The following is a 23796-nucleotide window of genomic DNA, read 5'->3' on the forward strand; positions in this document are numbered from 1 at the left end:
AACCAGGCGGGAAAAACCCCGGCTCGGGCGCCATTATTTCAGCCGGAATCGCACTAAGATGGGATAAATAGTCCCATCTCGTTCCCTTGGCAGCGACCGGGGCGGCACCTAAATTGTATGCGTCTAACCGAGAGGATTCCTTGGGATTTCCTCGCATTGACCAAAGTAACTGCCCAAGGATCACGGCCGCGATCCGCGCGACCACGAAGGAAGATCGATGAACGCCAATCTGCGCAATTTCGCCCTCTGGGTCATCATTGTCTTGCTGCTGTTGGCGTTGTTTACGCTCTTCCAGAATCCGGGTCAGCGCGCTTCCTCGCAGGACATCGCCTTCTCCCAGCTGCTGAGCGAGGTTGACCGCGGCAATGTGCGCGACGTCGTGATCCAGGGTCCCGACATCCACGGCACCTTCACCAACGGCTCCAGCTTCCAGACCTATGCGCCGAACGACCCGACGCTGGTGAAGCGCCTCTATGATAGCAAGGTGCAGATCACGGCGAAGCCGCCCGGCGACAACGTGCCGTGGTTCGTCTCGCTGCTGGTCTCCTGGCTGCCGTTCATCGCGCTGATCGGCGTCTGGATCTTCCTGTCGCGGCAGATGCAGGGCGGCGCCGGCAAGGCGATGGGTTTTGGCAAGTCGCGTGCGAAGATGCTGACCGAAGCGCATGGCCGCGTCACCTTCGAGGACGTCGCCGGCGTCGACGAGGCCAAGCAGGACCTCCAGGAGATCGTCGAGTTCCTGCGCGACCCCGGCAAATTCCAGCGCCTCGGCGGCCGTATCCCGCGCGGCGTGCTGCTGGTCGGCCCGCCCGGCACCGGCAAGACCCTGATCGCGCGTGCGGTCGCAGGTGAAGCCAACGTGCCGTTCTTCACCATTTCCGGTTCCGACTTCGTCGAGATGTTCGTCGGCGTCGGTGCTTCCCGCGTACGCGACATGTTCGAGCAGGCCAAGAAGAACGCGCCCTGCATCATCTTCATCGACGAAATCGACGCCGTCGGTCGTCACCGTGGCGCCGGTCTCGGCGGCGGCAATGACGAGCGCGAGCAGACGCTGAACCAGTTGCTGGTCGAGATGGACGGGTTCGAGGCCAACGAGGGCGTGATCCTCATTGCCGCGACCAACCGTCCCGACGTGCTCGATCCCGCGCTGCTGCGTCCCGGCCGCTTCGACCGCCAGGTCGTGGTGCCCAATCCTGACGTCGTCGGCCGCGAGCAGATCCTCAAGGTGCATGTTCGTAAAGTTCCGCTGGCGCCGGACATCAACCTCAAGACCATCGCGCGCGGCACCCCCGGCTTCTCCGGCGCCGACCTCATGAACCTCGTCAACGAAGCCGCCTTGACCGCCGCCCGCCGCAACAAGCGGATGGTGACGCAGGCCGAGTTCGAGGAGGCCAAGGACAAGGTGATGATGGGCGCTGAGCGCAAGTCGCTCGTCATGACCGAGGAAGAGAAGCTGCTCACGGCCTATCACGAGGGCGGCCACGCCATCGTCGGCCTCAACGTGCCTGCGACCGATCCGATCCACAAGGCGACCATCATCCCGCGTGGCCGTGCGCTCGGCATGGTCATGCAGCTGCCGGAGCGCGACAAGCTGTCGATGTCGCTGGAGCAGATGACCTCGCGCCTCGCCATCATGATGGGTGGCCGCGTCGCCGAAGAGCTGATCTTCGGCCGCGAGAAGGTGACCTCCGGTGCGGCCTCCGATATCGAGCAGGCGACGCGCCTTGCCCGCATGATGGTGACGCGCTGGGGCCTGTCGGAAGAGCTCGGCACCGTCTCCTACGGCGAAAACCAGGACGAGGTGTTCCTCGGCATGTCGGTGTCGCGCACGCAGAACGCCTCCGAGGCGACGGTCCAGAAGATCGATTCCGAGATCAAGCGCCTGGTCGAGGAAGGCTACAAGGAAGCAACCCGCATCCTCACCGAGAAGCGCGCCGACCTCGAGACACTTGCCAAGGGCCTGCTCGAGTTCGAGACGCTGACCGGCGATGAAATCGTCGACCTGCTCAAGGGCAAGAAGCCGAACCGCGAATCCGTGCTCGAGCCGACCACGCCGCGCGCCTCCGCGGTGCCTCCGGCCGGCAAGCCGCGCCCGCGCCCCGATCCGGATCCCGGCTTGGAGCCGCAGCCGCAGGCGTAAGCTGCGAACGACAGATCAACTCGAAAAACGCGGCGGCAACGCCGCGTTTTTTGTTAGTCGAGCGCGCGTTCGCGAGCGGACATTCTTGCCCGTCATTGCGAGTTGGGGCGGGCATAGAGGACGCGTCCGGGCTCAAACGCGGCGCGCGCTCCGCCTGAGCGTCATCGCCACGCCGGAAATCGCGAGCAGCCCGCCGACGATCAATTTTGGCGTCATGCGCTCGCCAAGGATCAACACGCTCGACATCAAGGCGAACACCGGAAGCAGCAGGCCGAAGGGGGCGACGCGACCCATGGAGCAACGTCCGATCAGCCAGAACCAAAGGCCGAACCCGACGATTTCCTCCGATGAAGATCGTGTAGGCGAGGGCCAGCCAACCACGTCCATCCGCCGTGGCGAGGCTCGCCATTTGTCCATATTCGAGCAGCAGCGACATCAACATCACTTGCGGCACGGTGAACAGCGATGACCATCCCATCAGCATCAGGGGATCAAAAGGGCCGTAGCGTTTCGTCAGGACGTTAGACACGGCGAATGCGAAGGCTGCCCCGACCACGAGCAGCAGAGAAAGCCAATTGGTGGACAGGCCGGGCTCCGCCGCCAGCACGACCACGCCGACGAAGGCCAGCAGAACTCCGGCGGAGGTGGTGAGAGACGGCCGCTCGCTGAGCAGCGGCCACGCCAACAGCACCGTGAAAGGCGTGGCGAGCTGATAGGCAACGGCCGACATACTTCCCGAGCCGAGCCCAAGGCCGACATAGAAGAGGCCGAAGTTCAAAGCGCCAAGGAAAATCGAAATGCCCGCGATAGGACGGAGCTGCTCGCGCGTGGGTTTTTTGACGAACGGAACGAGCACCAGCGTGATCGCCAGAAAGCGCAGCGCGAGGAAGAAGAGCGGCGGAAACTCCGCGACGCCGACCTTGATCGCCACGAACTGATAGCCCCAGAGCAGGGGGACCGCTACCGCGCAGACGATCTGGATGGCAGACATGGCGTGCTTTCTTTCAAGACCGATTGGTCCAAATATAGGCGCATCAATTGCGGTGCGTGCCTGAAGGGTCGTCTATCTGATGAAACGGTCGAGAAGAGCGTCAGCGATGGCTTGCGACGTGGTCCGTGCCGGCGCGGTCTTACCAACGACGCGCAGCCCCTCGACGAAACAGACGAGAATCTTGGCGGCACTCGAGGGATCGACATCTTCCGCCAGCTGGCCTGCTGTCTTTGCGCGGGATAGTGCGCTCGTCACCCTGGCCTCCATCGCCCTAAAGAAGCCCGCGACGCGGCGGTTTACTTCGGAATCCTGCCCGGCTAACTCCATGGCCGTGGCCACCAGCAGGCACCCGCGCCGGCCATTGGCACCGCTGGTGCGCTCGACGTAGCCGGCCAGAAGGGTTCGCAGGCCGTCGATCGGCCCCTTGCGAGGGCTGAGCTCGACATCCATCCGTGCCACGGCATCGGCAATGTAGCGATCGAGCGCGCGAAGGAACAGCGAGTGCTTGTCGCCAAACGCGGCGTAAAGGCTACCACGCGACAATTTCGTGGCACGAAGCAGGTCCGGCAGCGCGGTGGCGTGATAGCCGCGCGACCAGAACGCGTTCATCGCGCGTTCGACGACGGCGTCCACGTCGAAGCTTCGCGGGCGGCCGCGAGGCAATTGCGTTAGGGGCTGGCGGCTCATGGGTGATATATAGACCGATCAGTCCTCAAATTACAAGTGGCGGCTGGCAGGCTCCAGCTCAGGAATCCGAGGCGTCGCCTCGCCTTTTGGGAACACGGCCGGACAACTTACGTTGGAGATCATAGCTTATCGCGGGATAATCGGAGTGCGTCCCGACATGGCGACCTTTTTGGGCGTTGAGGCCTGCGACTTGGCCGCCGCGCTTCCGGCTGCCGACGTGATCTTGTTTGGCGCTTCAGATGCCACGCCTCATCTTGCAGGTCAGACGAGCCATGCCGCTAAGGCGCCGGATGTCATTCGTCGTGCCCTGCGCCACTATGAGAGCGATCTCACGCGTTGGGATTTTGATCAAGACGCCGAGTTGCTCGAATCAGCAAGCATGAAGGTCCTCGACGGTGGGAACCTGCTGACGGACCCAACAACACCCGAGAGCAATCGAGACGCGATCAGAGCAGCCACACAAGCAATACTTTCCGTCGGAGCTGTCCCGATCCTGCTGGGCGGTGATGATTCGGTTCCGATACCCTTCTTCGAGGCATTCCATAAGGCCAAAGACCTGACGATTCTGCAAATTGACGCCCATCTCGATTGGCGCGATCAGCGAGACGGATCAGGCTATACGTTCTCCAGCACAATGCGGCGAGCCAGCGAATTATCTTGGGTGAAGCGCATCGTCCAAGTCGGTTTGAGGGGCATTGGCGGCTCTGGTCGCGCTGAATTTGACGATGCGAAGGCATGGGGCGCGAAGATTTTCACTGCCAGAGAGCTCCGACGTCACGGAATCGCTAGCGTTCTCGAAGAAATAGAAGACGACGCTAAGTGCCTCATCACCATCGATTGTGACGGTCTTGATCCGTCAGTCGTCCCGGCTGTGCTCATCCCTCAGCCGGGCGGTCTGCACTATTTCGACGTTATTGAACTGCTGCAAGGTATTGCGTCAAAGTCTACAATCGTCGGATTAGACCTGGTCGAGTTCGTTCCGCATCGCGATTTGCAAAATATTGGAGCAACTACTGTCGCGCGAATTCTTTGCAATGCGATAGGTTGCATGCGGAAACGGGCGGTGTAGCTGCTAGCCAGCCACCTGCGCCGGACGCCATCGGCTTACGTCTTCACTTCGTCAGCACCGCCGCCGAACCTTCGGCATTCTCCCGCACATGGATCACCGCGATATCATCGGTGTAGATCCGCTTCCAGCCCTTGAGCTGGTCGAGAATCTGCGGGCCCGGCGCATCGGCGACCAATAGCGTTGCGTCGATCTTGTGCTCGTCGAGCAGACGCGGCAGCAGCTCCGGCTTCTTGCCCTCCGTCGCCTTGAAGAAGTCCATGACGAATTTCTCGCCATAGAGCTCGGCGCGGCCGTCGACGAAGACGGGGATGTCGCGCGAGATCAGATAGCCGCCGAACTGATAGGCGTTGAAGATGCGCTGCACCTTGCGCTGTTCGAGCAGGTCGACCGCTGCAACCGGCGTCTGCGTCATCGTGAAGCTGAAGCGGTGATGCCCCATGTAGATCGAGGTTGAGCTCCAGCTTGCGGCCACGATCATCAGCGCGCCTGTTACGGTGATGTAGCGGGCCGGCCAGCGGTCGCCATCAGTGGCGTCGATCTGCGGGCGCGAAAACATCTCGCCGAGCGGCTTTGCCAGCACCAGCGGCACCAGAAAGGCAAAGGCATCGATGCTGCGGACATGGGTCAGCGCGCTCCAGGTCAGGAACAGGATCAAGAAGATCCTTGGCGCCGAGAGCACGAGGCCGCGATAGTAACCGAGCGCGATCAGGCCGAGCAGCGCGCCTTCGAACGAGGTGAACGTGGCGAAATTCGCCGGCATCCATTCGAAGATCAGTGACAGCAGTTCGCCGAGGCTGAGGATGTTGGTAGCACCCATCAAGGTCTGCCAGCCGTAAGGCGTGCAGCAGCTCGCGATCAGGGCGCCGATGCCGAACAGCACCCAGCGCAGGAACAGTTGGAGTCGTCGTCCCTTCTCGGCATGCTCGACCGCCTCGAGTGAGATCGGGCCGATCAGCGCCAGGCCCAGCACGAAGCCGCCGTGCAAATTCGCCCAGAGTGCCATCAGCGGCAACCAGGCCCAGGACGGCGCGCTTCTGCGGTCGGCAGCGGCCATCAAGAGGCCGACCCACGCCACCATGACGGGCAACGCCAGGACGTGCGGACGCGCCAGCACGTGATGCAGCGACAACAGCAGCGCCAGCATCGCGAACAGCACCGCGCGCGGTGCCTCGATCCGGGCGTCGAGCAGATAGACGAAGATCGCGGCCGAGAGCGCGACCCCGACCGCGGTGAGGATCACGGGCCCGGCCCAGCCCCACTGCGCATAGGAGAACGCGAACATCACCTGCGACAGCCACGACGTCGAAATCCAGGGCGCGCCCGTCCGCGTGAAGGAATAGAAGTCGGTGGTGGGCATGGCGCCGTGATCGAGGATCCATTGCCCGATCTTGATCTGCCAGAACGAGTCGGAGTCCTGAAGCAGCGTGTCGCCGACGAAGAGGAAGAAGAGATAGGCGCCGGCACCGACGCAGAGCGGCGTCAGGACTCGTGCGCGGCCCTGCACCGCGATGCCGTTGGCAAAGGAAAGGGACATGCCGCCTCGTCGTCCTGTTGTTTCTTGTCGGTCCGAGCATGATCCGCAAAAGTGTGTAGCAGTTTTCCGGGAAGATCATGCTCGAACAATAACTTGAAGCGCGCTGAACGATTCATCTCGTCGCGCTTCAGTCCGAGCGGGCGGCATTGGACCACGGCGGTGATAACTTCGGGTAAACCGGCGCCGGTCAGTCTCATCTCCCGACGATTTAACCGATTGTTTTCAATTTCGGTTTACCATCGGCCAATACACGCAAACCGCTCCGTGTTTGCGCAGTCGAATTAACTGCGGCGAAATTCTTTGCCCCTAAGTTGGGTTTCATGGTCGGGCGGCGCTGGGAAGCCGAAAAGACCAGATCAGTTATAGCCCGTATACTCTTTGGAGCAGTCTATGAAGAACCTCGTTTCGCGTTTCGTGAAGGACGAATCCGGCGCCACCGCCATCGAATACGGCCTAATCGCCGCCGGCATCGCGCTCGCGATCATCACCGTCGTCACCAACCTCGGCAGCACGCTGAACGGCAAGTTCGGCTCGATCTCGACCAGCCTGAAGTAAGTAAGACTGGACGACTTAAGAATTTCGAGAGCCCCGTCCCCGATGGGGCTCTTTTCTTTTGGGCGATGCAGCTGCAGTCGGACGACGCCTAAGGTGTATGGTTCAAGTCGCCCGCTTGGCAGGCGCCTCACCATGCGGCTCAATATCCCGCCGCAAACCACCTGAGAGTCCGCCGCAGACGCACGCCTCGAAGGAGAGCTGAAGGCAAGCTTTCCGCCATGGTTTTCTTCTTACGCGCAAGGTCGCGAGAGCCAGCGGCCTTGTTTGGCTCACCGTGATGCGGAAGGTAGCTGCGCCGGTGCGTCATCGCGGACGTGAACCACGACGATGTCATCCGCATAGAGCCGCTTCCACCCCGGCAAATGGTCCATAATTCTCGCGGCGGGAATGCTGGTGTTCAGCAACGTCGCGTCGATCCGGTAGGTCTCGAGCAGACGCAGCAGAGTCTCGACGTTCTTGCCCTCAACGGCATCGAAGTAGTCGAGCACAAACTGCTCTCCATACAGCTCGGCACGGCCATCGATGAAGCTCTTGATGTTGCGGGTGATCAGATAGCCTCCGATCGGAGCGGTGCTAAAGATCCGCTGCGCGTGCCGCCGTTCGAGCAGGTCGACCGCAGCCGCGGGACTCTGATTGGCAATAAAAGCATACCGGTGCGGCGTCGCATAGGACCGGGTGATGCTCCAGCCGGCGACGACGATCACGAGCGCCGCAATTGCGGTGATTGTAAAGGACAACCGCGGTTCTTGCGCCACAGCTCTCGTCAGTCCCAATTGTTCGGCGAACGGCTTTGCGACCACGAGCGGGGTCAACAGGGCAAAGACCTCGATGTTTCTGACGTGGGTGAGTGCCGCCCAGGTCAGGCCTAGCAGCAGAAGGATGCGGGTCCACCGCAGCGTCAGTCCGCTGCAATAGCCGATAGCGATCAAACCGAGCAGGGCGGCTTCAAACGGGCTGAACGAGCTGAAGTCGGCCGGCATCCACTCCCAGATCAACGAGAGCAGCTTACCGAGGCTGAGGATTTTCGTGGCGCCGAGAAGCGTGTCCCAGCCGTAGGGCGTGCAACAGCTCGCGGCAAGCGCAGCAAGCCCGAACAAGGCCCAGCGCGCCGCCACTGCAAACCGGTCGTTGCGATCGGCGGCTACGATTGCATCGAGGCCAATGGGTCCAATCAGGACCAGCCCCATGACGAAACCGCCGTGAAGATTGGCCCACAACGCCATCAAGGGCAGCAACAGCCAGGAGGGCGCAGTGCGCCGATCGGCGGCCGCCAGCAACCCGCCGACAAAGGCAAGCATGACAGGCAAGGCCAGCATGTGCGGGCGGGCGAGAAAGTGGCCGACCGACATCGCGAGCAGCGGAGTGAGGAGCAGAAAGGCGCGCGCAGGTTCCAGATAGGGCTCGAGCAGGTAGACGAAAATCGCCGCAGTCACACCGATCGCGAGCGATGTCAGGATCACTGCGCCCGACCAGTTCGATGGTTCGTAAACAAGCGCGAACAGCACTTGTGACAGCCAGGAACTCGAGATCCAGGCCTCGCCGGCCCGGGTAAACGAATAAATATCGTTGTAGGGCAGCGCGCGGTGTTCGAGGATCCACTGCCCGATCTTGATCTGCCACAGCGTATCGGAGTCGCGCAGCATGACGTCGCCGATGCCTAGAAAGAACACGTAGACAATGGCGCCAATGCAGAACGGCATGAGCCAGCGCGCAACGCCGCGGAGGGGAACGCTGCTCGTGATGGAGATCGACATTGCACTCTCGGAGTTGAATGACCACGCACAACAGCGCGTCAGCACCTGAACATGATCGCTTTTAAGTTGAGGTAAACTGGACCGGCTTGCCGCGGCCCAGCGGTGCAAGGATGCCTTTACTACTTGCTTGCAGCTCAGAGCTGCGTGGCGTTCGTATGCCCATTTGTACCTTGTCATCCACCCTGAATAGTTGTTCAGTCCTTGCGGGGCGATTTGCATCTTTCGACGTGACGAAGCGTTCGGCCGCGGGGCGTGGCTGGCGCGTGGGGACAGGAAGCGCGCCATGGTTTATCGGCGGACGCATCAAGTGGTGAAGCGCCTTGCGGCCCGGCGCAGTGCGATATTGGCGGCGGCGCGGGAGGCTGCGGCCGAAGGCGGGATGGCGGCTGTGCAGATCGCGCCAGTCGCGCTCCGCGCCAATGTTGCGGCGGGGACGGTCTACCGCTACTTCCCGTCCAAGGCCGAGCTGATTTCCGAATTGATTGCCGAGGTTTCGCGCGACGAACTGGCGGCCATCCGGCGGGCGGCCGACGGCGCGCCGGGGCCGTCCTCGGCGCTGGCGGCCGCGGTCACTACCGTGGCGGTCCATACGCTGTCGCAGCGCAGGCTGGCCTGGGGCATCTTGGCCGAGCCCGTTGACGTCGATGTCAGTGCCTCGCGCCTCGCCAGCCGCCGCGAGATCGCCGGCGAGATCGCGTCCCGGATCGACGCCGCCGTGCGCGCCGGCCATCTGCCGGCGCAGGATACCGCGCTCGCTGCCACCGCGCTGCTCGGCGCGCTGCATGAATCCCTGGTCGGGCCGCTCGCGCCCGACAATCTCGAGGATCCCGTCAAGATGCGCGACGCGGTGCAGACGGTGACGCTGCTTGCGCTGCGTGCGGTAGGCGTCATGGACGCCCGGGCCAGGGGGCTGGTGGTGCAGCAGACGCTGCTGCCGACCACGAAGGCGCTGGTTGGGGCGTAAAATCCGCCGCGCCATCCGGGCGGAGGCCTGATTGCGCTCAGGCCGTTGCTCGCACAGGGCTTTTCGAAAAACCGCAGCACGGGCGCCGGACCGGCCTTCTACTGTGCATGGGGTTGTTTTCGTAGTTTTTGTTTGAGCAGCCGGATATCAGATATGGGCGTCGTCCTCGGGGCCGACCGAGGCGATGCGCACCATGTTGGTGGTGCCGGGGATGCCGAGCGGCACGCCGGCGACAATGATGACGCGCTGGCCGGCCCGGACGAAGCCGTCCCGGAACGCGATCTGGCCGGCGCGGCCGACCATGTCGTCCTGGTCGCGGGCATCCTCGGCCACGACGCAGTGCACGCCCCAGACGACGGCGAGGCGGCGGCCGGCCGTGATGTTCGGTGTAATCGCCACGATCGGCGGCTTCGGCCGCTCACGTGCGACGCGCACGGCGGTTGAGCCCGAGCTGGTCCAGCAGATCAAGGCGGGCAGGTCGAGCGTCTCGGCGATCTGGCGCGCGGCGTCGGCGATGGCATCACCGGCGGTAGATTCCGGCGCGGGGCGCTGCGCCATGATCACCGACCGATAGGTCGGGTCGCGCTCGACCTCCTCGCCGATGCGGTTCATGGTCGAGACCGCCTCGACCGGGAACTTGCCGGCCGCCGATTCCGCCGACAGCATGATGGCGTCGGCACCCTCGTAGACGGCGGTAGCGACGTCGGAGACTTCGGCCCGGGTCGGCACCGGCGACTGGATCATCGATTCCAACATCTGGGTCGCGATCACCACCGGCTTGCCGGCGCGGCGCGCCATCCGCGTCATCTGCTTCTGCAGGCTCGGCACCCGCTCCAGCGGCAGCTCGACGCCGAGATCGCCGCGCGCCACCATCAGCGCATCGGAGGCCTCGATGATGTCGGCGAGGCGGTCGATCGCCTGTGGCTTCTCGATCTTGGCCATCACGGCGGCGCGGCCACGGATCATCTTCTTGGCTTCGAGCACGTCGTCGGCCCGCTGCACGAAGGAGAGTGCGATCCAGTCGACGCCGGTGACGAGCGCCGCCTCGAGGTCGGCGCGGTCCTTCGGGGTCATCGCCGAGACCGGCAGGTCGGTGTCGGGCAGGCTGACGCCCTTGCGGTCGCTCATCTTGCCGCCGACCACGACACGCGTCACCGCGTGCTGCTTCGTGGTCTCCTCCGCGATCAGCCGCACCTTGCCGTCGTCGAGCAGCAGCGCATGGCCGGGCCGCAGCGCGGCCAGGATCTCCGGATGCGGCAGGTGGACGCGCGTGGTATCGCCTGGCGCCTTGTCGGAATCGAGGGTGAAGGTCTGGCCGTTCTGGAGCTGGACCGCGCCGTCAGTGAAGGCGCCGAGCCTGAGCTTCGGGCCCTGGAGGTCGACCAGAATGCCGATCGGCCGGCCGTAGCTCGATTCGACGTTGCGGATCGTTGCCACCAGCTCCCGCATCTTGTCATGCGGGGTGTGGCTCATGTTGATGCGAAACAGGTCGGCGCCGGCCTCGAACAGGCGGCGGATCATCGCGAGGTCCGACGAGGCAGGTCCCAGGGTCGCGAGAATCTTGATACGGCGAAGGCGCCTCATTGCTTACTTCCAGACGGGGGCGAGGGCGCTGGCGGGAGGCCAGTCGGGGGCGGCGTACCACCGGGCGGGCTGTTGGGCAAACCGGGAACCCCGCCCGGGCCAACCGTGCCGGGCAGGCCAGGTACGCGCTGCTGCGCCGGTTGTTCGTTGGCGTCGGTGAGCTGGACCGTCCAAGCCCGCTGCTCGCCGGTATCGACCTCGAAATAGCCGGTGCGATCGTAGCCGCGCGCTAGGCAATCCTCGGTGCCGCGGATGGTGAACTCCTTGTCGCGCGAGCACATGAAGGCTTGGCCCGACCATTCACCGCCACGGTCGTAGTCGATGGCGTAGATGTAATAATAGCGGGCGACCAGCGTTCCCCGCAGCAGCGTCTCGCAGGAGCGGGACGAGATGTTCCACCAGCCCTCGGTGGTCCAGCCTTCGGCGTCCTTGTAGCCGAGCGCGATTCCCACCCGGCTCGACGTGTTATTGCAGAGGCGGAAATCGGCGGACGCCGGGCTGGTCCAGAGGCATAGCAGCGCGACCGCCAGCACCGGGACCAACCGGGCGAGCACGCAAAGGGGGGAGCGGGGAGATTCGGCGATCATTGTCGCGGAAGCTATATCAGATCATTGACGATTTGGCGTGGCGCCGCAGAACCGCCCCAAGGAGCGGTAAGGCCGGCTGCCGGCTCGTTTGCGCCGTGATATAGCAAAATCTGTGACAGGACCCACCTGATCCCGTAAGGGTGACCGCCATCGGGCGGCAGGGCACAATTCAGGGCCAAGGAATCCAGCTATGGCAATCGACGACAAAACCAGAACGGAGCTCGAGGCGGCCGCTTTCCGCCGTCTGGTCGATCATTTGAGGACGCGCACGGACGTCCAGAACATCGACCTGATGAACCTCGCCGGCTTCTGCCGCAACTGCCTGTCCAACTGGCTCAAGGACGCCGCCGACGCTCAAGGCGTCGCCTTGAGCAAGGAGGAGAGCCGGGAGGCCGTCTACGGCATGCCCTACGAGACCTGGAAGTCGAAATACCAGGGCACGGCCACGCCGGAGCAGATCGAGGCGATGAAGAAAGTCCATCCCCGCGGGCACTGAACGACGGCCTGCTGAGTCGGGTCACACAACAGCTTTCTTCAAGCAGCCGCAGGAAGGTGTGGGCGCACTGTGGACGAGCGCGATGCTGCCTTGAACGCCGGGAGCACCAACCCTAAGGGTCTACCCAGCACGCGCGGTGAGGATGCCGGCGTCACCTCGTTTTGCCAGTTCCATTGGGAGTACCAAGATGGCCATCTCCGCCGCCGTCCGCGACGACGAGCCCGCGACGAAATTTGCCAAGGACCAGCTCAAATCCATCATCGAGCGCATCGAGCGGCTGGAGGAAGAGAAAAAGGCGATCTCGGACGACATCCGCGACGTCTATGCCGAGAGCAAGGGCAACGGCTACGACGTCAAGGCGCTGCGCACCATCGTGCGCCTGCGCAAGCAGGACCCTAACGAGCGCGCCGAGGCCGAGACCATTCTCGAGACCTACATGCAGGCGCTGGGGATGATCTGAGGCGCCCGGGGGGCGTTGCAGCGCACGAAGCTTGGGCGAAATCCCTTCATCTGCTAGAGTGCCCGGTGAAGGGACCGAGCGATGGATGTGCCGGGACCAGAGCGCAGGCTTGCCGCGGTCCTCGCCGCCGACATGGTCGGCTTTAGCCGGCTGATGGAAGTCGACGAGGCGGGTACCCTTGCGCGCCTGAAGACCCATCGGGTCGAGCTCATCGATCCGGCCATTGCCAAGAATCGCGGCACCATCATCAAGACGACGGGTGACGGCATGCTCGCCGAATTCCACAGCGTCGTCGATGCCGTGCTTTGTGCCGCCGAGGTTCAGCGCCGCATGGCGCGACGCAATGCCGATGTCCCGCCGCCGCGATGGATACAATTCCGCATCGGCATCAATCTTGGCGATGTCATCGTCGATCAGAACGACATTTTCGGTGACGGCGTCAACGTCGCAGCACGACTGGAGGCGCTGGCCGAACCTGGAGGGATCTGCGTTTCAGGCGCGGTGCGCGATCAGGTGGGCGACCGGCTCGACGGAGTTCAATTCGACGATCTCGGCGAGCAGAACGTCAAGAACATCGCTCGCCCGATCCGCATCTTCCGCATTCGGCTGGCGGAAGGGCCTGCAAGCCTGCCAGAGGCGACGAAGGCTGTTACGTCACCAATTGTCTCAAAGAAGCCGTCCATCGCCGTGCTGCCGTTCGCCAACATGAGCGGCGATCCGGAACAGGAATTCTTCGCCGACGGTCTCACGGAAGATATCATCACCGAGCTCTCGCGCTTCCACGACCTGCTCGTCATCTCGCGAAACTCGACCTTCGTCTACAAGGGCAAGGCCGTAAAGGTCCAGGACATCGGCCGCGAGTTCGGGGTCGACTATGTCATCGAGGGCAGCGTGCGAAAAGCCGGCGGGCGTGTCCGCGTCACCGTGCAGCTGATCGACGCGGAAACCGATCGCCACATCTGGGCTGAACGTTACGATCGCGAGCTCGAGGATATTTTCGCCATCCAGGACGAGATGACCCGCGCGATCGTCGCGACGTTGCCTGGTCGCGTCGAAGCGGCAGCGCATGACCGCACCAAGCGCAAGCCGACCGAGAACATGCGCGCCTACGAATGCGTGCTGGCTGCAAAGCTCCTGCATCACCGTTCAACACGCGAGGACAACGCGCAGGCGCAGATACTGCTCAACCGGGCGCTGGCGATGGATCCGAATTACGCCCACGCCCACGCCTGGAAGGCGTGTGTGCTCGGCCAGTGCTGGATCTATGGCTGGTGCGCTGACCGCGACGCGACTTTCGAGCAGGTGGCTGCAGAACTCGAAATCGCGTTGGCACTCGACGAAAACGATGCAGACGTGCACCGCATCCTCGCCGCGCTCAACCTGACGCGCCACGACTATGAAAAAGCCACTTATCATCAGGAGCGTGCGCTGGCCCTCAACCCGAACTACGATCTGGTTGTCGTGCAGCAGGGAGAGCTCCTGACCTGGCTGGGCTTGCCTGAGGAGGGAATCGACTGGATCAGGAAAGCGATGCGGCTCAACCCTCATCATCCCGAGCGATTCTGGAGCCATCTCGGTCGCGCGTATTATTGCGCGGAGAAATACGCCGAGGCTGCCGAGGCGTTTTCAAGGATCACGCGGCCCGACTATACCCATCACGCGTTCCTTGCAGCGATATTCGCGCAGATGAACAATGCCGTCGCGGCTGGCGCTCACGCCGCGGAGGTCCTGAAGCGCGAACCCGGGTTCTCGGTGGCAGCCTATCTTGCAACCCTGCACTACAAGCGCGAGATCGATCGCGAGCGTCACGAATCCGGGCTCCTCAGAGCTGGCCTGCCGGCATGATCGATACGCGCAGCAAGAACAGGGCAGGCGAGAGGTTGGCTGGGCCGCGGCTCTCAGCGCAGCGCGGCAGTGCGCATGACGAAGGACGTCGTCTCGAGCTTGGCGGTGGCGCTACCCGAGAAACTGTCGCAGGACAGGCCCTGCATCGGGTCCTCGACAAAACCCATCGCGATCACAGCGTGCGGCTTGACGAAATAGCGGCGCAGCGCCGCGGTATCGAGCTCGCCCATCAGCGTCACCGACATCGCACGGCTGGCGCTCGGTGAGAGCATCACGATCTTGAGCCAGATGCTGTCGCCCTTGGCCGCGGAGAGCCGGGTCGCGGTTGCGATCCTTCCATCGATGCTCTTACCGACCACCGTGTTGATCTCGGCCTGAGCGAGGCTGCGCGTCGTGGAAGCGGTACGAGCGGAGCGCGGGATCGGGGCAGAGGCGGCGACGACATTGGCGCGGTCGACCGGCGAGGCGGATGCGGGGGCAAAGGCCAGCGCCTGATAGGCCGCGCTGGAGACGCTCGCGGTGGCTTGCGGATCGCTGGCGGGGGCGAGTGCCTGGCGCGCCTTCAACGCTGCGACCTGTGCCGGCGTCGCCTGCTGCGGCGCGGCCGGGATATCATCCCAGAAACCGCGGGCATTGATGATGTCGGCCGGGGTCTCGGGCTTGGCATCGGCAGATTTGGCGGTCGCCAGCTTGTCAGCCACGGGCTTCGGCTTAGGTGGCGCAACGATCTGCGCGTCGGCCGAGGCGAGCTGGAGCGTTGCAGCGATCTGCGGCTTGGCGCGCGGCGTCGGCACCGGCTCGGCGGACTTGGCCGCGGCGGCGACCACGGTCGGCGTCGCCGGTTTCGCGGCCGGCGCCGGTGCACCCTCGTCATCCTCGTCGCTGCTGGCGGCCGGAGCCGCCGACCTGCCCTTGAACAAGGCGGCGAAGAAATTGGTCTTGCTGCCGGAATCGTCGCCGCTGCCGCGTCGCTCGATCTCGGCCTTGGCGAGCTCATAACCCTTCAGCGGAACGCCGTCGGTCGGCAGATGCACTGTTTTTCCGTCCGGGAAGACGCGGGCGAGCTGGTCATGCGTCATGCGCGGCCAGTGCCGGATGCTGCCGGTGTCGAGGTGCACGAAGGGCGAGCCGGAGGTCGGATAGAAGCCGACGCCGCCACGCTGGAGGCGCAGGCCGGCGAAGCGAATCTGCTCCAGCGGCACGCCGGGGATATAGAAGTCCATCGCGTGGCCCAGCATATGCTGGCTGAAGCGCGCCACACCGGAGGAGCGGCGGCGGAGCATGGCGTTGGTAGCGGGGGAGCGGTAGGAGGAGATGATCTGGATCGGCTGCTTGCCGTCGACGTCGCGATAGACTTCCCAGAGGATGTCGAACAGGCGTCGGTCCATGACCGTCTCATCCTGGGTGCGCCAGTCGCGCAGAAAGTGGTTGAGCTGCTTCAGCGCGGCTTCGTCATACCGGCCGTCGCGCTTGAAGGTGACGGTGAGGTCTTCGCCGGAATGGGTGTGATGAAAGGAGAGCGTCTTGGTTTCGTTCAGCGCGGCGGCATCATGAACCGAACCTGCGGCAGCAAGCAGCAGTGCAGCAGCGAGGCCGATCCTGGATCCGGCCTTCACTCCCGCATGGGACAACGACAGCACAGCGAATTGGCGTGCGAGACCAGTCAGCACGTATGAGCCCACCCAGTCGACGAGCGTTCAAAATGGACTCTCCCGCCAACCCCGTAGCAGCGCGAAAGAGGATGAACGCTTTCTTAAAGCGAGAAGGTTAATTCGAGGTTGACCTTCCCGCCCCCAAACCAAGTCAGAATACAATCCTAAACGGTTGACTGTGGCAAAAAAACGCCCGCTGTCCGGGCCGAGGTTGAGGGTGGTTAACGTTAAGCGACGCCGTCCAAAGGACGGGGTCGCTGATTTTATTGCAGAATTTTATAGAGGGAGCTGAGCCTCAGCGGGTGAATACCCGCTGCTGCGGTCGGCGGCCCACCGGTGCGGGCGGCGCCGGCGGGGTCGGCGCCCCGAACAGCCGTTCGAAGAAATTCGGGCCGGATGAGCCAAAGCCGCCGCCATTGTTGGCCACCGCCACCCCTGACGGCAGCGTCGTTGCCGGGCGCGAATAGCTCGGCTGCGAATGCGCTACGACGGCCTCGAGGTCCTTGCCGCGGTTGTTCTTCAGGATGTTGATCATGGTCGCGTCGCGGCCATAGATGTCCTTGCGGAACTGGAGCTTGGCGGCGTCATCCACGAACGCGGTCTGATAGGTGATGTTGACCGGGATCGGGGTCGGGAATTTCAGGTCGATCTCGCCCTTGCCGTACATGCTGCGGACGCGCTCGGGCGTATACTTGTCGTTCGGCATGGTGATATTGAGCAGCACGGACGCGTACTGATCCGGATTCTGCACACGCATGCAGCCGTGGCTGAAGGCGCGCTCGTCCCGGGCGAACAAATGCTTGTCCGGCGTGTCGTGCTGATAGACCAGGAACTTGTTCGGGAAATTGAAGCGGATGCGGCCGAGCGCGTTGGCTTCACCCGGCGGCTGCGAGATGTGCACCGAGCCGTCGCGGTTCTGCTCGAGCTTGAGGCCCATGCGCTGAAGCACGGTCGGGTCCTGCTGAAGCGCCGGCAGATATTCGTTGTAGACGATCGACGGGGGCACATTCCAGGTCGGATTGACCGTGATGTACTTCATCGTCTCGGTGAGCAGCGGCGTCGCATGCGTGCCCGGTTTGCCGGTGACGACGCGGGTGCTCCAGACCTGCTGGCCGCGCTGCATCACCTTCAGCGTATAGTCGGGAATGTTGAGGATGACATAGGCATCGCCGAGTGAGGACGCCCCGAGGTCGCGCGGCAGCCAGCGCCAGCGCTCCATGTTCACCAGCACCACGTCGATCTGCTTGTCGCGCTTGGGGGTGTTAAGCGCCTTGACAGTCTTGTCGTCGAGGATGCCGGTCGCCTTGATCTCGGCGCCGCTCTGGAATCTGCGCACGGCGTCGGCGACCGCCGCGTCATAGCGGGTGTCATTCGCGTTCTCGGTGATGCCGAGCTTGGCGCGCAGCTGCGGCACGCGCGGATCTTCCACGACGATCTCGGCCTGCTTCTTGCCGGCCGGGGTGTATTTCAGCGCCGGACCGTCGGCGATCTCGATCAACGGGCCGCTGCCGTGGCCGCGGAGCTCCGCGAGCTTGGCCTTCAGCTCCTTGTAGAGCTTGTGCGGCGGGTTGTAGCTGTCGAGCGCCGCGGACGCATCCGTCGCGGTCGTGACCTTGGCAAGCACTTCGTTCGGGTCGACCGGGTGCTCGGGATAGAGGATGTCGCCGCTGACCTGCGACCAGTGCATGCGGCCACTCTGAGCGTGCCGCGCATAGTCGAACATGCTGGCGGTGAGTTTCAGCTCGGCATCGGCGAGCGTATCGGGCGTGGTCGCGGCGGCGAAATCCGGCACCGGATAGTCGGCCGGATTGAGGCCGTCGGAGGCCGCGTCCTTCAGCCGCGCGATCACACCCTTGGCTGCAGCGGTCAGGCTGCCGCCTTGCGTCCAGACCGGCGCGAAGTCGCGCGCACCGTAAAACTTCTCGATCGCCGCGCGTTCGTTCTTGCGGTCGAAATGGCGCGACGTCTTGGCGCCGATGATGTCCTTGAGCCTGTCGGCGACCGGCTGGTCGGCAGCGGGAACGTTGCTCGCGGCCTTCACCGGCTCGGCGGCCGGAGCCGGGGCCACAGGCGCGGCTGGCGTTGCCGTCGCCGTGTCTGCCTTGGTTTGTTCAGATGCGGCAGGCTCGGTCTTCGCGGATTCGGTCTTCGCAGGTTCGCTCTTGGCCGTCTCGCTCGTCGGCGCCTCAGTGGCGGGCGAGGTGGCGACATCGGAAGGCCTGGTCTCGACCTTGTCGGGCGCCGGTGCGACTTCGGCCTTCACGGGCTCCTTCGCAGTGGCCTGAACGGTGGCGGTGGTATCGAGCTTGATGTCGGAGGCGGTTGGAGGCGGGACGTTGGCCGGCTCGGGGCGCGGGATCGCGGCCTCGATTGCGAGCTCGGCGGCGCTGCTGCGCGTCTGATCCTGCGCCAGGGCTGAGCTGGCCGACACCGTGAGGAAGGTTGCCGCGACCGTCATCAAGACACGGTCAAAGCCTGCACGGTGGTTCAAACAGTCACGCATTGTGTCACACCCCTCGGGTGAACTGTCCCTCGTGGAACAGCTTCGTTATCGTCGCTAAATCTTCGGCTAAACGCGCCGGCCTCTCGAAAGTCGCACGCCTGCACGCAACGATTCATACGCAGACGATATACGGGCCCCGTTTTTGCGGCCAGCGCTACCCGGGACAACTCACGACAAACTGACGTCAAGGCAGCCTTCTTGGCAACGAATTATGCGCATGCCCCACGCGCTTTTCCCTGTGTCTGTCACTTCCAGGTCACGGTTCACGTCGCGGCCAAATTTCACCGTGATGCGAAGGGCTTGCGGCCTCTTCGCGGCAACAGGCAATCCGCTGTGCAGATACGGCTCAGTGCGTCTCCTCGTCGCTTTTCCCGCCATGGCCGGGCACCCCTGCTTCGTCGAGTTTGCGGTAGAGCGTGGACCGGCCGATTTTGAGGCGGCGGGCGACTTCGGACATCTGCCCGCGGTAATGCGAGATCGCGAAGCGGATGATTTCGTTCTCCATGTCCTCCAGCGCGCGGACATCTCCGCTCGCGGTCAGCATGCAGAGAGTTCCCGCCGACGGGAGGGGAGCAATCGGTATTTCGTTACCCGATACCAAGGAAGGCGCCGCAATCGGCTCGAGCATCAGTGGCGCAGTCGGAATCTCGGTTGCGGGATGCGGCTGCGAGGCGAGCAGGGGAAAATCGCCGAGGCCAAGCTGGTCGCCGTCGCTCATCACCACCGCGCGGTAGACCGCGTTTTCGAGTTGGCGGATGTTGCCGGGCCAGTCGAGCTGGGCGAGGTGCGCCACCGCTTCGCCGCTGATGCCGGTGATGGTGCGGTTCTCCTCGGCGGCAAAGCGCGCCAGGAAATGCCGCAGCAGATGCGGAATGTCCTCGCGCCGGGCGCGCAGCGAGGGGATCGTCAGCGGCAGCACGTGCAGGCGATAAAACAGATCTTCGCGGAAGTGCCCCTGTTTGACCCGCTCCAGGAGCTTGCGATTGGTCGCGGAGATGATGCGCACGTCGACCTTGACGGGCTTGCGGCCGCCGACCGCCTCGACCGCGCCTTCCTGGAGCGCGCGCAAGAGCTTGACCTGCGCCGTCAGCGGCAACTCGCTGATCTCGTCCAGGAACAGCGTGCCGCCATGAGCCTCGACGAACTTGCCCATGTGCCGCTCGGTGGCGCCGGTGAAGGCGCCCTTCTCATGGCCGAACAGGATGGACTCGACGAGGTTGTCGGGAATCGCGCCGCAATTCACGGCGACAAAGGGTTTTGCCTTACGCTCGCCGCTGCCATGAATGGCGCGCGCGAACATCTCCTTGCCGACGCCGGACTCGCCCTCGATCAGCACGGGAATCGAGGAGTTCGCCGCCTTCTGCGCGGCGCGCATCACGCCTGCCATCGCCTCGGAGCGGGTGATGATGTCGGAGAAGCTCAGGCGGCCCTCGCGGCTGTGACGGATGCGCTGCAATTCGCCCTTCAGTGCGGAGGCGTTCAGCGCGTTGCGCAATGAAACCTGAAGCCGCTCCAAGCCGACCGGCTTGACGACGAAATCGGCCGCGCCGGCGCGCATCGCCGAGATCACGTTGTCGATGCCGCCATGCGCGGTCTGCACGATGACGGGGATGCTGAGGCCCGCTTCGCGGATTTTCGCCAACACACCCATGCCGTCGAGGCCGGGCATCACGAGATCGAGGATGACGCCGTCGATGGTCGGGGCGTCGGGAGCGGTGAGGGCAGCGATCGCGGCGTCGCCAGAATCCACGACGACCGTCTCGTAGCCGCATTTCTGCACCATGTTTTCGACCAGCCGGCGGGCTACAGCGTCGTCGTCGGCGATCAAAATACTGGCAGCCATGGTGTTCCCTGCACGCTACAACTATCTGTCTCGAATCGGGGCACTCTGGCCGAAGCCGATTAACGCACTCTTAAACCTTGATGCCCACGCCCGCCGTCGCGACGGTTGAACACAGGTTTCCCACACAATGAATTCGCGCTCCAAGCTCGCTCTCAAGAAGTCTGCTCTCAAGAAGCCCGCTTCCAGCAAGTCCGCTCCCCGCAAGCCGAGCACCAGGAAATCCGCCGCCAAAGCAAAGTCCTCCAGGCCTTCACCGATAAAGTCTCCGCCTGCAAAGCCTGCAAGCAAGACCGGCAAGCTTCCGGAGTGGAACCTGGCCGATCTCTATTCGGGGATCGAGGCGCCGGAAGTGGCGCGCGACCTCGACAAGATGGATGCCGATTGCGTCGCGTTCGAGACGGACTACAAGGGCAAGCTCGCGACAGGGACAGCAAACGAAGATGGCGGAAAATGGCTCGCTGAAGCCGTGCGACGCTATGAGGCGATCGACGACCTCGCCGGCCGTCTCGGCTCCTATGCCGGCCTGGTCCACGCCGGCGACAGCGTGGACCCTGCGATTTCAAAGTTTTACGGCGACGTGTCCGAGCGCCTGACGGCGGCGTCGACACATCTTCTGTTCTTCGCGCTCGAGCTCAATCGGATCGATGACGACATTTTGAACCGCGCGATGCAGACACCGGAGCTGGCACACTATCGCCCCTGGATCGAGGATTTGCGCAAGGAGAAGCCGTATCAGCTCGACGATAAGCTCGAGCAGCTCTTCCTGGAGAAGGCGCAGACCAGCTATTCCGCCTTCAACAGGCTGTTCGACCAGACCATCTCGGGCCTGCGCTTCAAGGTGGGCGCAAAAGAGCTCGCGATCGAGCCGACGCTCAATCTGTTGCAGGACCGAGACGGCGCAAAGCGCAAGGCCGCCGCCGAAGCCCTGGCGAAGACCTTCAAGGCCAATGAGCGCACTTTTGCGCTGATCACCAACACGCTCGCGAAGGACAAGGACATTTCCGACCGCTGGCGCGGCTTTCAGGATGTTGCGGATTCCCGGCACCTCAACAACCGCGTCGAGCGCGAGGTGGTGGATGCGCTGGTCGCCTCGGTGCGCGCGGCCTATCCAAAATTATCGCATCGCTACTACGCACTGAAGGCGAAGTGGTTCGGCAAGAAGCGGCTCGCTTATTGGGACCGTAACGCGCCGCTGCCCTTTGCCGCGACCGATGTCATCGGCTGGCCCGATGCGCGGAACATGGTGTTGACGGCCTATCGCGGCTTCTCACCCAAGATGGCCGACATTGCGGAGCGCTTCTTCACCGATCGCTGGATCGACGCGCCGGTGCGTCCGGGCAAGGCGCCCGGCGCGTTCTCGCATCCGACCACGCCGTCGGCGCACCCTTACGTGCTGATGAACTACCAGGGCAAGCCGCGCGACGTGATGACGCTCGCGCACGAGCTCGGCCATGGCGTGCATCAGGTGCTCGCCGCGAAGAACGGCGCGCTGATGGCGCCGACGCCGCTGACGCTGGCGGAGACCGCGAGCGTGTTCGGCGAGATGCTGACCTTCCGGCGGCTGCTGGCGCAGACCAAGAGCGCAAAACAGCGCCAGGCGCTGCTCGCCGGCAAGGTCGAGGACATGATCAATACCGTGGTGCGGCAGATCGCGTTCTATTCGTTCGAACGCGCGGTTCATACCGAGCGCAAGAACGGCGAGCTCACCGCGACGCGGCTCGGCGAGATCTGGCTGTCGGTGCAGGGCGAGAGCCTGGGGCCTGCGATCGAGATCAAGGCGGGCTATGAGAATTACTGGATGTACATTCCGCACTTCATCCACTCGCCGTTCTACGTCTACGCCTACGCCTTCGGCGATTGCCTCGTGAACTCGCTCTATGCGGTCTACGAGAATGCGGCCGAGGGCTTCGCCGAACGCTATCTCGACATGCTCGCCGCCGGCGGGACCAAGCATTATTCCGAGCTGCTGCGGCCGTTCGGGCTGGATGCCAAGGACCCGAAGTTCTGGGATGGCGGGCTCAGCGTCATCGCCGGCATGATCGACGAGCTGGAGAAGATGGCCTGAGTGGCTGGCTTCTCACGGGGCGTAAAACGTCTGTTGAACCAAGAGTCCAGCAATGTTATACACCCGTATAACCGCTGGAGGTTAGCCATGAAGATCGAGATCAAGAAGATCGGCAATTCGGACGGGTTGTTGCTGCCCCGCGAGCTTATGCAGCGGCTCGATCTCAAACGCGGGCAGCAATTGCATGTCGTGGAATTGCCCGGTGGGGGTTTTCAATTGCTGCCTTACGACCCCGACTTCGAGCGGACGATGGAAATCGCCGATGAGGTGATGGATAAGTATCGCGATACGCTCGCCGCGCTGGCAAAATAGCGGCCGGCGCATGAGTGATCCTCAGGAGCCATTCTGGGTCACCTACGAGCAGGCTGTCGCAATTCATAGCCGACAGCTCCGGCGCTTCGGTGGCGCGCCCGGATTGCGCGACGAGGGCATGCTGCGTTCGGCGCTGGAGCGTCCGATCAACAAATGGCGCTATGAACAGGCGCCAATGGAAGAACTCGCTGCAGCATACGCGTTCGGCCTCGCGAAGAACCATGCATTTGCCGATGGAAACAAGCGCATCGCCTTCATGGCGATGATGGTCTTCCTTCACAAGAACGGCGTCGCCTTCAGTCCCGCTCCCGCGGAAGCGACAACGATGATTCTCTCGCTCGCCGCCGGCGAAGTCAGCGAGCAGAGCCTGGCGCGCTGGATCCGCGACAATTGGAATTCCAAATGACCTCATTTGCGGGAAAACCGCGCCCGCGTGCCGTTGCCCTGCCCGAAAGTTTGCGGTATCCCAGCCAAGAATTCGACTTTCGACTGGGGACAATCCATGGCTGACCATAGCGAAGTGGCGTACACCACCGCCGACGGCAACGACTACGTTGCGCACGAGCAGACCTACGAGGGCTTCATCAAGCTGGTGAAGTACGGCACGGCCTCGGTCGCGCTCATCGTGATCCTGATGGCGATCTTCCTCACCTGATCGATCGGCAGCTGCACACGCCAGCGGCAGCAGCTGCCCAGAAAATTTGCATACAAACCGGTCCCAGAACCGGTATCGAACGCCGCGGGAGTAACGCTTT

General features: G+C 63.5%; 19 protein-coding genes and 1 pseudogene. 11 read left to right on the top strand and 9 right to left on the bottom strand.

Annotation, left to right across the window (positions count from 1 at the left end; translation table 11 throughout):
• Nucleotides 1-217: 217 nt before the first annotated feature.
• Nucleotides 218-2140 (top strand): ATP-dependent zinc metalloprotease FtsH, encoded by a 1923-nt coding sequence (gene ftsH, locus IVB12_RS21210; protein ID WP_035998585.1) that lies wholly within the window; start codon nucleotides 218-220, stop codon nucleotides 2138-2140.
• A 132-nt stretch (nucleotides 2141-2272) separates the two neighbouring features.
• Here the strand turns inward: ftsH and IVB12_RS21215 are convergent.
• Both IVB12_RS21215 and IVB12_RS21220 read right to left on the bottom strand, forming a co-directional pair.
• A pseudogene (locus IVB12_RS21215) lies at nucleotides 2273-3131 on the bottom strand (EamA family transporter).
• 72 nt (nucleotides 3132-3203) lie between these two features.
• Nucleotides 3204-3740, bottom strand: a complete 537-nt coding sequence (locus IVB12_RS21220; RefSeq protein ID WP_247301627.1) for a TetR/AcrR family transcriptional regulator — start codon at nucleotides 3738-3740, stop codon at nucleotides 3204-3206.
• 235 nt (nucleotides 3741-3975) lie between these two features.
• Between IVB12_RS21220 and IVB12_RS21225 the strand changes: the two genes are divergently transcribed.
• The gene (locus IVB12_RS21225) at nucleotides 3976-4887 is read left to right on the top strand and encodes an arginase family protein (RefSeq protein ID WP_247301546.1); all 912 of its coding nucleotides are present in this window, start codon (nucleotides 3976-3978) and stop codon (nucleotides 4885-4887) included.
• Between the two features lie 43 nt (nucleotides 4888-4930).
• Here the strand turns inward: IVB12_RS21225 and IVB12_RS21230 are convergent, their stop codons facing one another.
• Nucleotides 4931-6421: a hypothetical protein gene (locus IVB12_RS21230; RefSeq protein ID WP_247301547.1), complete on the bottom strand. Its 1491-nt coding sequence runs from the start codon at nucleotides 6419-6421 to the stop codon at nucleotides 4931-4933.
• 390 nt (nucleotides 6422-6811) lie between these two features.
• Between IVB12_RS21230 and IVB12_RS21235 the strand changes: the two genes are divergently transcribed.
• The gene (locus tag IVB12_RS21235; protein WP_247280192.1) at nucleotides 6812-6976 is read left to right on the top strand and encodes a Flp family type IVb pilin; all 165 of its coding nucleotides are present in this window, start codon (nucleotides 6812-6814) and stop codon (nucleotides 6974-6976) included.
• A 269-nt stretch (nucleotides 6977-7245) separates the two neighbouring features.
• Here the strand turns inward: IVB12_RS21235 and IVB12_RS21240 are convergent, their stop codons facing one another.
• A complete protein-coding gene (locus tag IVB12_RS21240; protein WP_346657747.1) occupies nucleotides 7246-9015 on the bottom strand; it encodes a hypothetical protein in 1770 nt (589 codons plus the stop codon).
• Between IVB12_RS21240 and IVB12_RS21245 the strand changes: the two genes are divergently transcribed.
• Nucleotides 9014-9694, top strand: a complete 681-nt coding sequence (locus tag IVB12_RS21245; RefSeq protein WP_247301549.1) for a TetR/AcrR family transcriptional regulator — start codon at nucleotides 9014-9016, stop codon at nucleotides 9692-9694. The genes IVB12_RS21240 and IVB12_RS21245 overlap by 2 nt on opposite strands.
• A gap of 147 nt (nucleotides 9695-9841) precedes the next feature.
• Here the strand turns inward: IVB12_RS21245 and pyk are convergent, their stop codons facing one another.
• Entirely contained in the window at nucleotides 9842-11278 is a 1437-nt protein-coding gene (gene pyk, locus IVB12_RS21250) for a pyruvate kinase (RefSeq protein WP_247301550.1), read from the bottom strand.
• The gene (locus IVB12_RS21255) at nucleotides 11275-11865 is read right to left on the bottom strand and encodes a DUF1036 domain-containing protein (protein ID WP_247301553.1); all 591 of its coding nucleotides are present in this window, start codon (nucleotides 11863-11865) and stop codon (nucleotides 11275-11277) included. The genes pyk and IVB12_RS21255 overlap by 4 nt, the downstream gene beginning before the upstream one ends.
• A 190-nt stretch (nucleotides 11866-12055) precedes the next feature.
• Here IVB12_RS21255 and IVB12_RS21260 point away from each other — a divergent pair, with 190 nt between their 5' ends.
• The 3 genes from IVB12_RS21260 (at nucleotide 12056) to IVB12_RS21270 (ending at nucleotide 14666) form a co-directional block, all read left to right on the top strand.
• A complete protein-coding gene (locus IVB12_RS21260; protein WP_247301554.1) occupies nucleotides 12056-12361 on the top strand; it encodes a DUF1244 domain-containing protein in 306 nt (101 codons plus the stop codon).
• A gap of 187 nt (nucleotides 12362-12548) precedes the next feature.
• Nucleotides 12549-12821, top strand: coding sequence for a DUF2312 domain-containing protein (locus IVB12_RS21265; RefSeq protein WP_247301556.1), 273 nt, complete (start codon nucleotides 12549-12551; stop codon nucleotides 12819-12821).
• Nucleotides 12822-12902: 81 nt separating this feature from the next.
• Nucleotides 12903-14666, top strand: coding sequence for an adenylate/guanylate cyclase domain-containing protein (locus IVB12_RS21270; protein WP_247301557.1), 1764 nt, complete (start codon nucleotides 12903-12905; stop codon nucleotides 14664-14666).
• Between the two features lie 53 nt (nucleotides 14667-14719).
• Here the strand turns inward: IVB12_RS21270 and IVB12_RS21275 are convergent, their stop codons facing one another.
• The 3 genes from IVB12_RS21275 to IVB12_RS21285 all read right to left on the bottom strand — a co-directional run bounded on the left by IVB12_RS21275 (nucleotide 14720) and on the right by IVB12_RS21285 (nucleotide 20664).
• Nucleotides 14720-16336 (bottom strand): DUF882 domain-containing protein, encoded by a 1617-nt coding sequence (locus tag IVB12_RS21275; RefSeq protein ID WP_247301558.1) that lies wholly within the window; start codon nucleotides 16334-16336, stop codon nucleotides 14720-14722.
• Between the two features lie 277 nt (nucleotides 16337-16613).
• Nucleotides 16614-18821: a L,D-transpeptidase family protein gene (locus IVB12_RS21280; protein WP_247301560.1), complete on the bottom strand. Its 2208-nt coding sequence runs from the start codon at nucleotides 18819-18821 to the stop codon at nucleotides 16614-16616.
• Between the two features lie 346 nt (nucleotides 18822-19167).
• Nucleotides 19168-20664: a sigma-54 dependent transcriptional regulator gene (locus IVB12_RS21285; RefSeq protein WP_247301562.1), complete on the bottom strand. Its 1497-nt coding sequence runs from the start codon at nucleotides 20662-20664 to the stop codon at nucleotides 19168-19170.
• A 127-nt stretch (nucleotides 20665-20791) separates the two neighbouring features.
• Here IVB12_RS21285 and IVB12_RS21290 point away from each other — a divergent pair, with 127 nt between their 5' ends.
• The 4 genes from IVB12_RS21290 (at nucleotide 20792) to IVB12_RS21305 (ending at nucleotide 23696) form a co-directional block, all read left to right on the top strand.
• The gene (locus tag IVB12_RS21290; RefSeq protein ID WP_247301564.1) at nucleotides 20792-22729 is read left to right on the top strand and encodes a M3 family oligoendopeptidase; all 1938 of its coding nucleotides are present in this window, start codon (nucleotides 20792-20794) and stop codon (nucleotides 22727-22729) included.
• An 87-nt stretch (nucleotides 22730-22816) separates the two neighbouring features.
• The gene (locus tag IVB12_RS21295; RefSeq protein ID WP_124162834.1) at nucleotides 22817-23041 is read left to right on the top strand and encodes an AbrB family transcriptional regulator; all 225 of its coding nucleotides are present in this window, start codon (nucleotides 22817-22819) and stop codon (nucleotides 23039-23041) included.
• A 10-nt stretch (nucleotides 23042-23051) separates the two neighbouring features.
• A complete protein-coding gene (locus IVB12_RS21300; RefSeq protein WP_247301566.1) occupies nucleotides 23052-23447 on the top strand; it encodes a type II toxin-antitoxin system death-on-curing family toxin in 396 nt (131 codons plus the stop codon).
• A 96-nt stretch (nucleotides 23448-23543) separates the two neighbouring features.
• Nucleotides 23544-23696, top strand: coding sequence for an aa3-type cytochrome c oxidase subunit IV (locus IVB12_RS21305; RefSeq protein WP_008136857.1), 153 nt, complete (start codon nucleotides 23544-23546; stop codon nucleotides 23694-23696).
• Nucleotides 23697-23796: the final 100 nt, after the last annotated feature.

The organism is Bradyrhizobium sp. 179, from assembly GCF_023073535.1.
Lineage (GTDB): Bacteria > Pseudomonadota > Alphaproteobacteria > Rhizobiales > Xanthobacteraceae > Bradyrhizobium.

Coding starts and splice junctions, on each gene's coding strand:
- IVB12_RS21220 (WP_247301627.1), bottom strand. CDS start 3,740: ATGAACGCGTTCTGGTCGCGCGGCTATCACGCCACCGCGCTGCCGGAC.
- IVB12_RS21225 (WP_247301546.1), top strand. CDS start 3,976: ATGGCGACCTTTTTGGGCGTTGAGGCCTGCGACTTGGCCGCCGCGCTT.
- IVB12_RS21305 (WP_008136857.1), top strand. CDS start 23,544: ATGGCTGACCATAGCGAAGTGGCGTACACCACCGCCGACGGCAACGAC.
- IVB12_RS21255 (WP_247301553.1), bottom strand. CDS start 11,865: ATGATCGCCGAATCTCCCCGCTCCCCCCTTTGCGTGCTCGCCCGGTTG.
- IVB12_RS21235 (WP_247280192.1), top strand. CDS start 6,812: ATGAAGAACCTCGTTTCGCGTTTCGTGAAGGACGAATCCGGCGCCACC.
- IVB12_RS21230 (WP_247301547.1), bottom strand. CDS start 6,421: ATGTCCCTTTCCTTTGCCAACGGCATCGCGGTGCAGGGCCGCGCACGA.
- IVB12_RS21290 (WP_247301564.1), top strand. CDS start 20,792: ATGAATTCGCGCTCCAAGCTCGCTCTCAAGAAGTCTGCTCTCAAGAAG.
- IVB12_RS21260 (WP_247301554.1), top strand. CDS start 12,056: ATGGCAATCGACGACAAAACCAGAACGGAGCTCGAGGCGGCCGCTTTC.
- IVB12_RS21240 (WP_346657747.1), bottom strand. CDS start 9,015: ATGGCGCGCTTCCTGTCCCCACGCGCCAGCCACGCCCCGCGGCCGAAC.
- IVB12_RS21295 (WP_124162834.1), top strand. CDS start 22,817: ATGAAGATCGAGATCAAGAAGATCGGCAATTCGGACGGGTTGTTGCTG.
- IVB12_RS21280 (WP_247301560.1), bottom strand. CDS start 18,821: ATGCGTGACTGTTTGAACCACCGTGCAGGCTTTGACCGTGTCTTGATG.
- IVB12_RS21245 (WP_247301549.1), top strand. CDS start 9,014: ATGGTTTATCGGCGGACGCATCAAGTGGTGAAGCGCCTTGCGGCCCGG.
- pyk (WP_247301550.1), bottom strand. CDS start 11,278: ATGAGGCGCCTTCGCCGTATCAAGATTCTCGCGACCCTGGGACCTGCC.
- IVB12_RS21265 (WP_247301556.1), top strand. CDS start 12,549: ATGGCCATCTCCGCCGCCGTCCGCGACGACGAGCCCGCGACGAAATTT.
- IVB12_RS21300 (WP_247301566.1), top strand. CDS start 23,052: ATGAGTGATCCTCAGGAGCCATTCTGGGTCACCTACGAGCAGGCTGTC.
- ftsH (WP_035998585.1), top strand. CDS start 218: ATGAACGCCAATCTGCGCAATTTCGCCCTCTGGGTCATCATTGTCTTG.
- IVB12_RS21270 (WP_247301557.1), top strand. CDS start 12,903: ATGGATGTGCCGGGACCAGAGCGCAGGCTTGCCGCGGTCCTCGCCGCC.
- IVB12_RS21285 (WP_247301562.1), bottom strand. CDS start 20,664: ATGGCTGCCAGTATTTTGATCGCCGACGACGACGCTGTAGCCCGCCGG.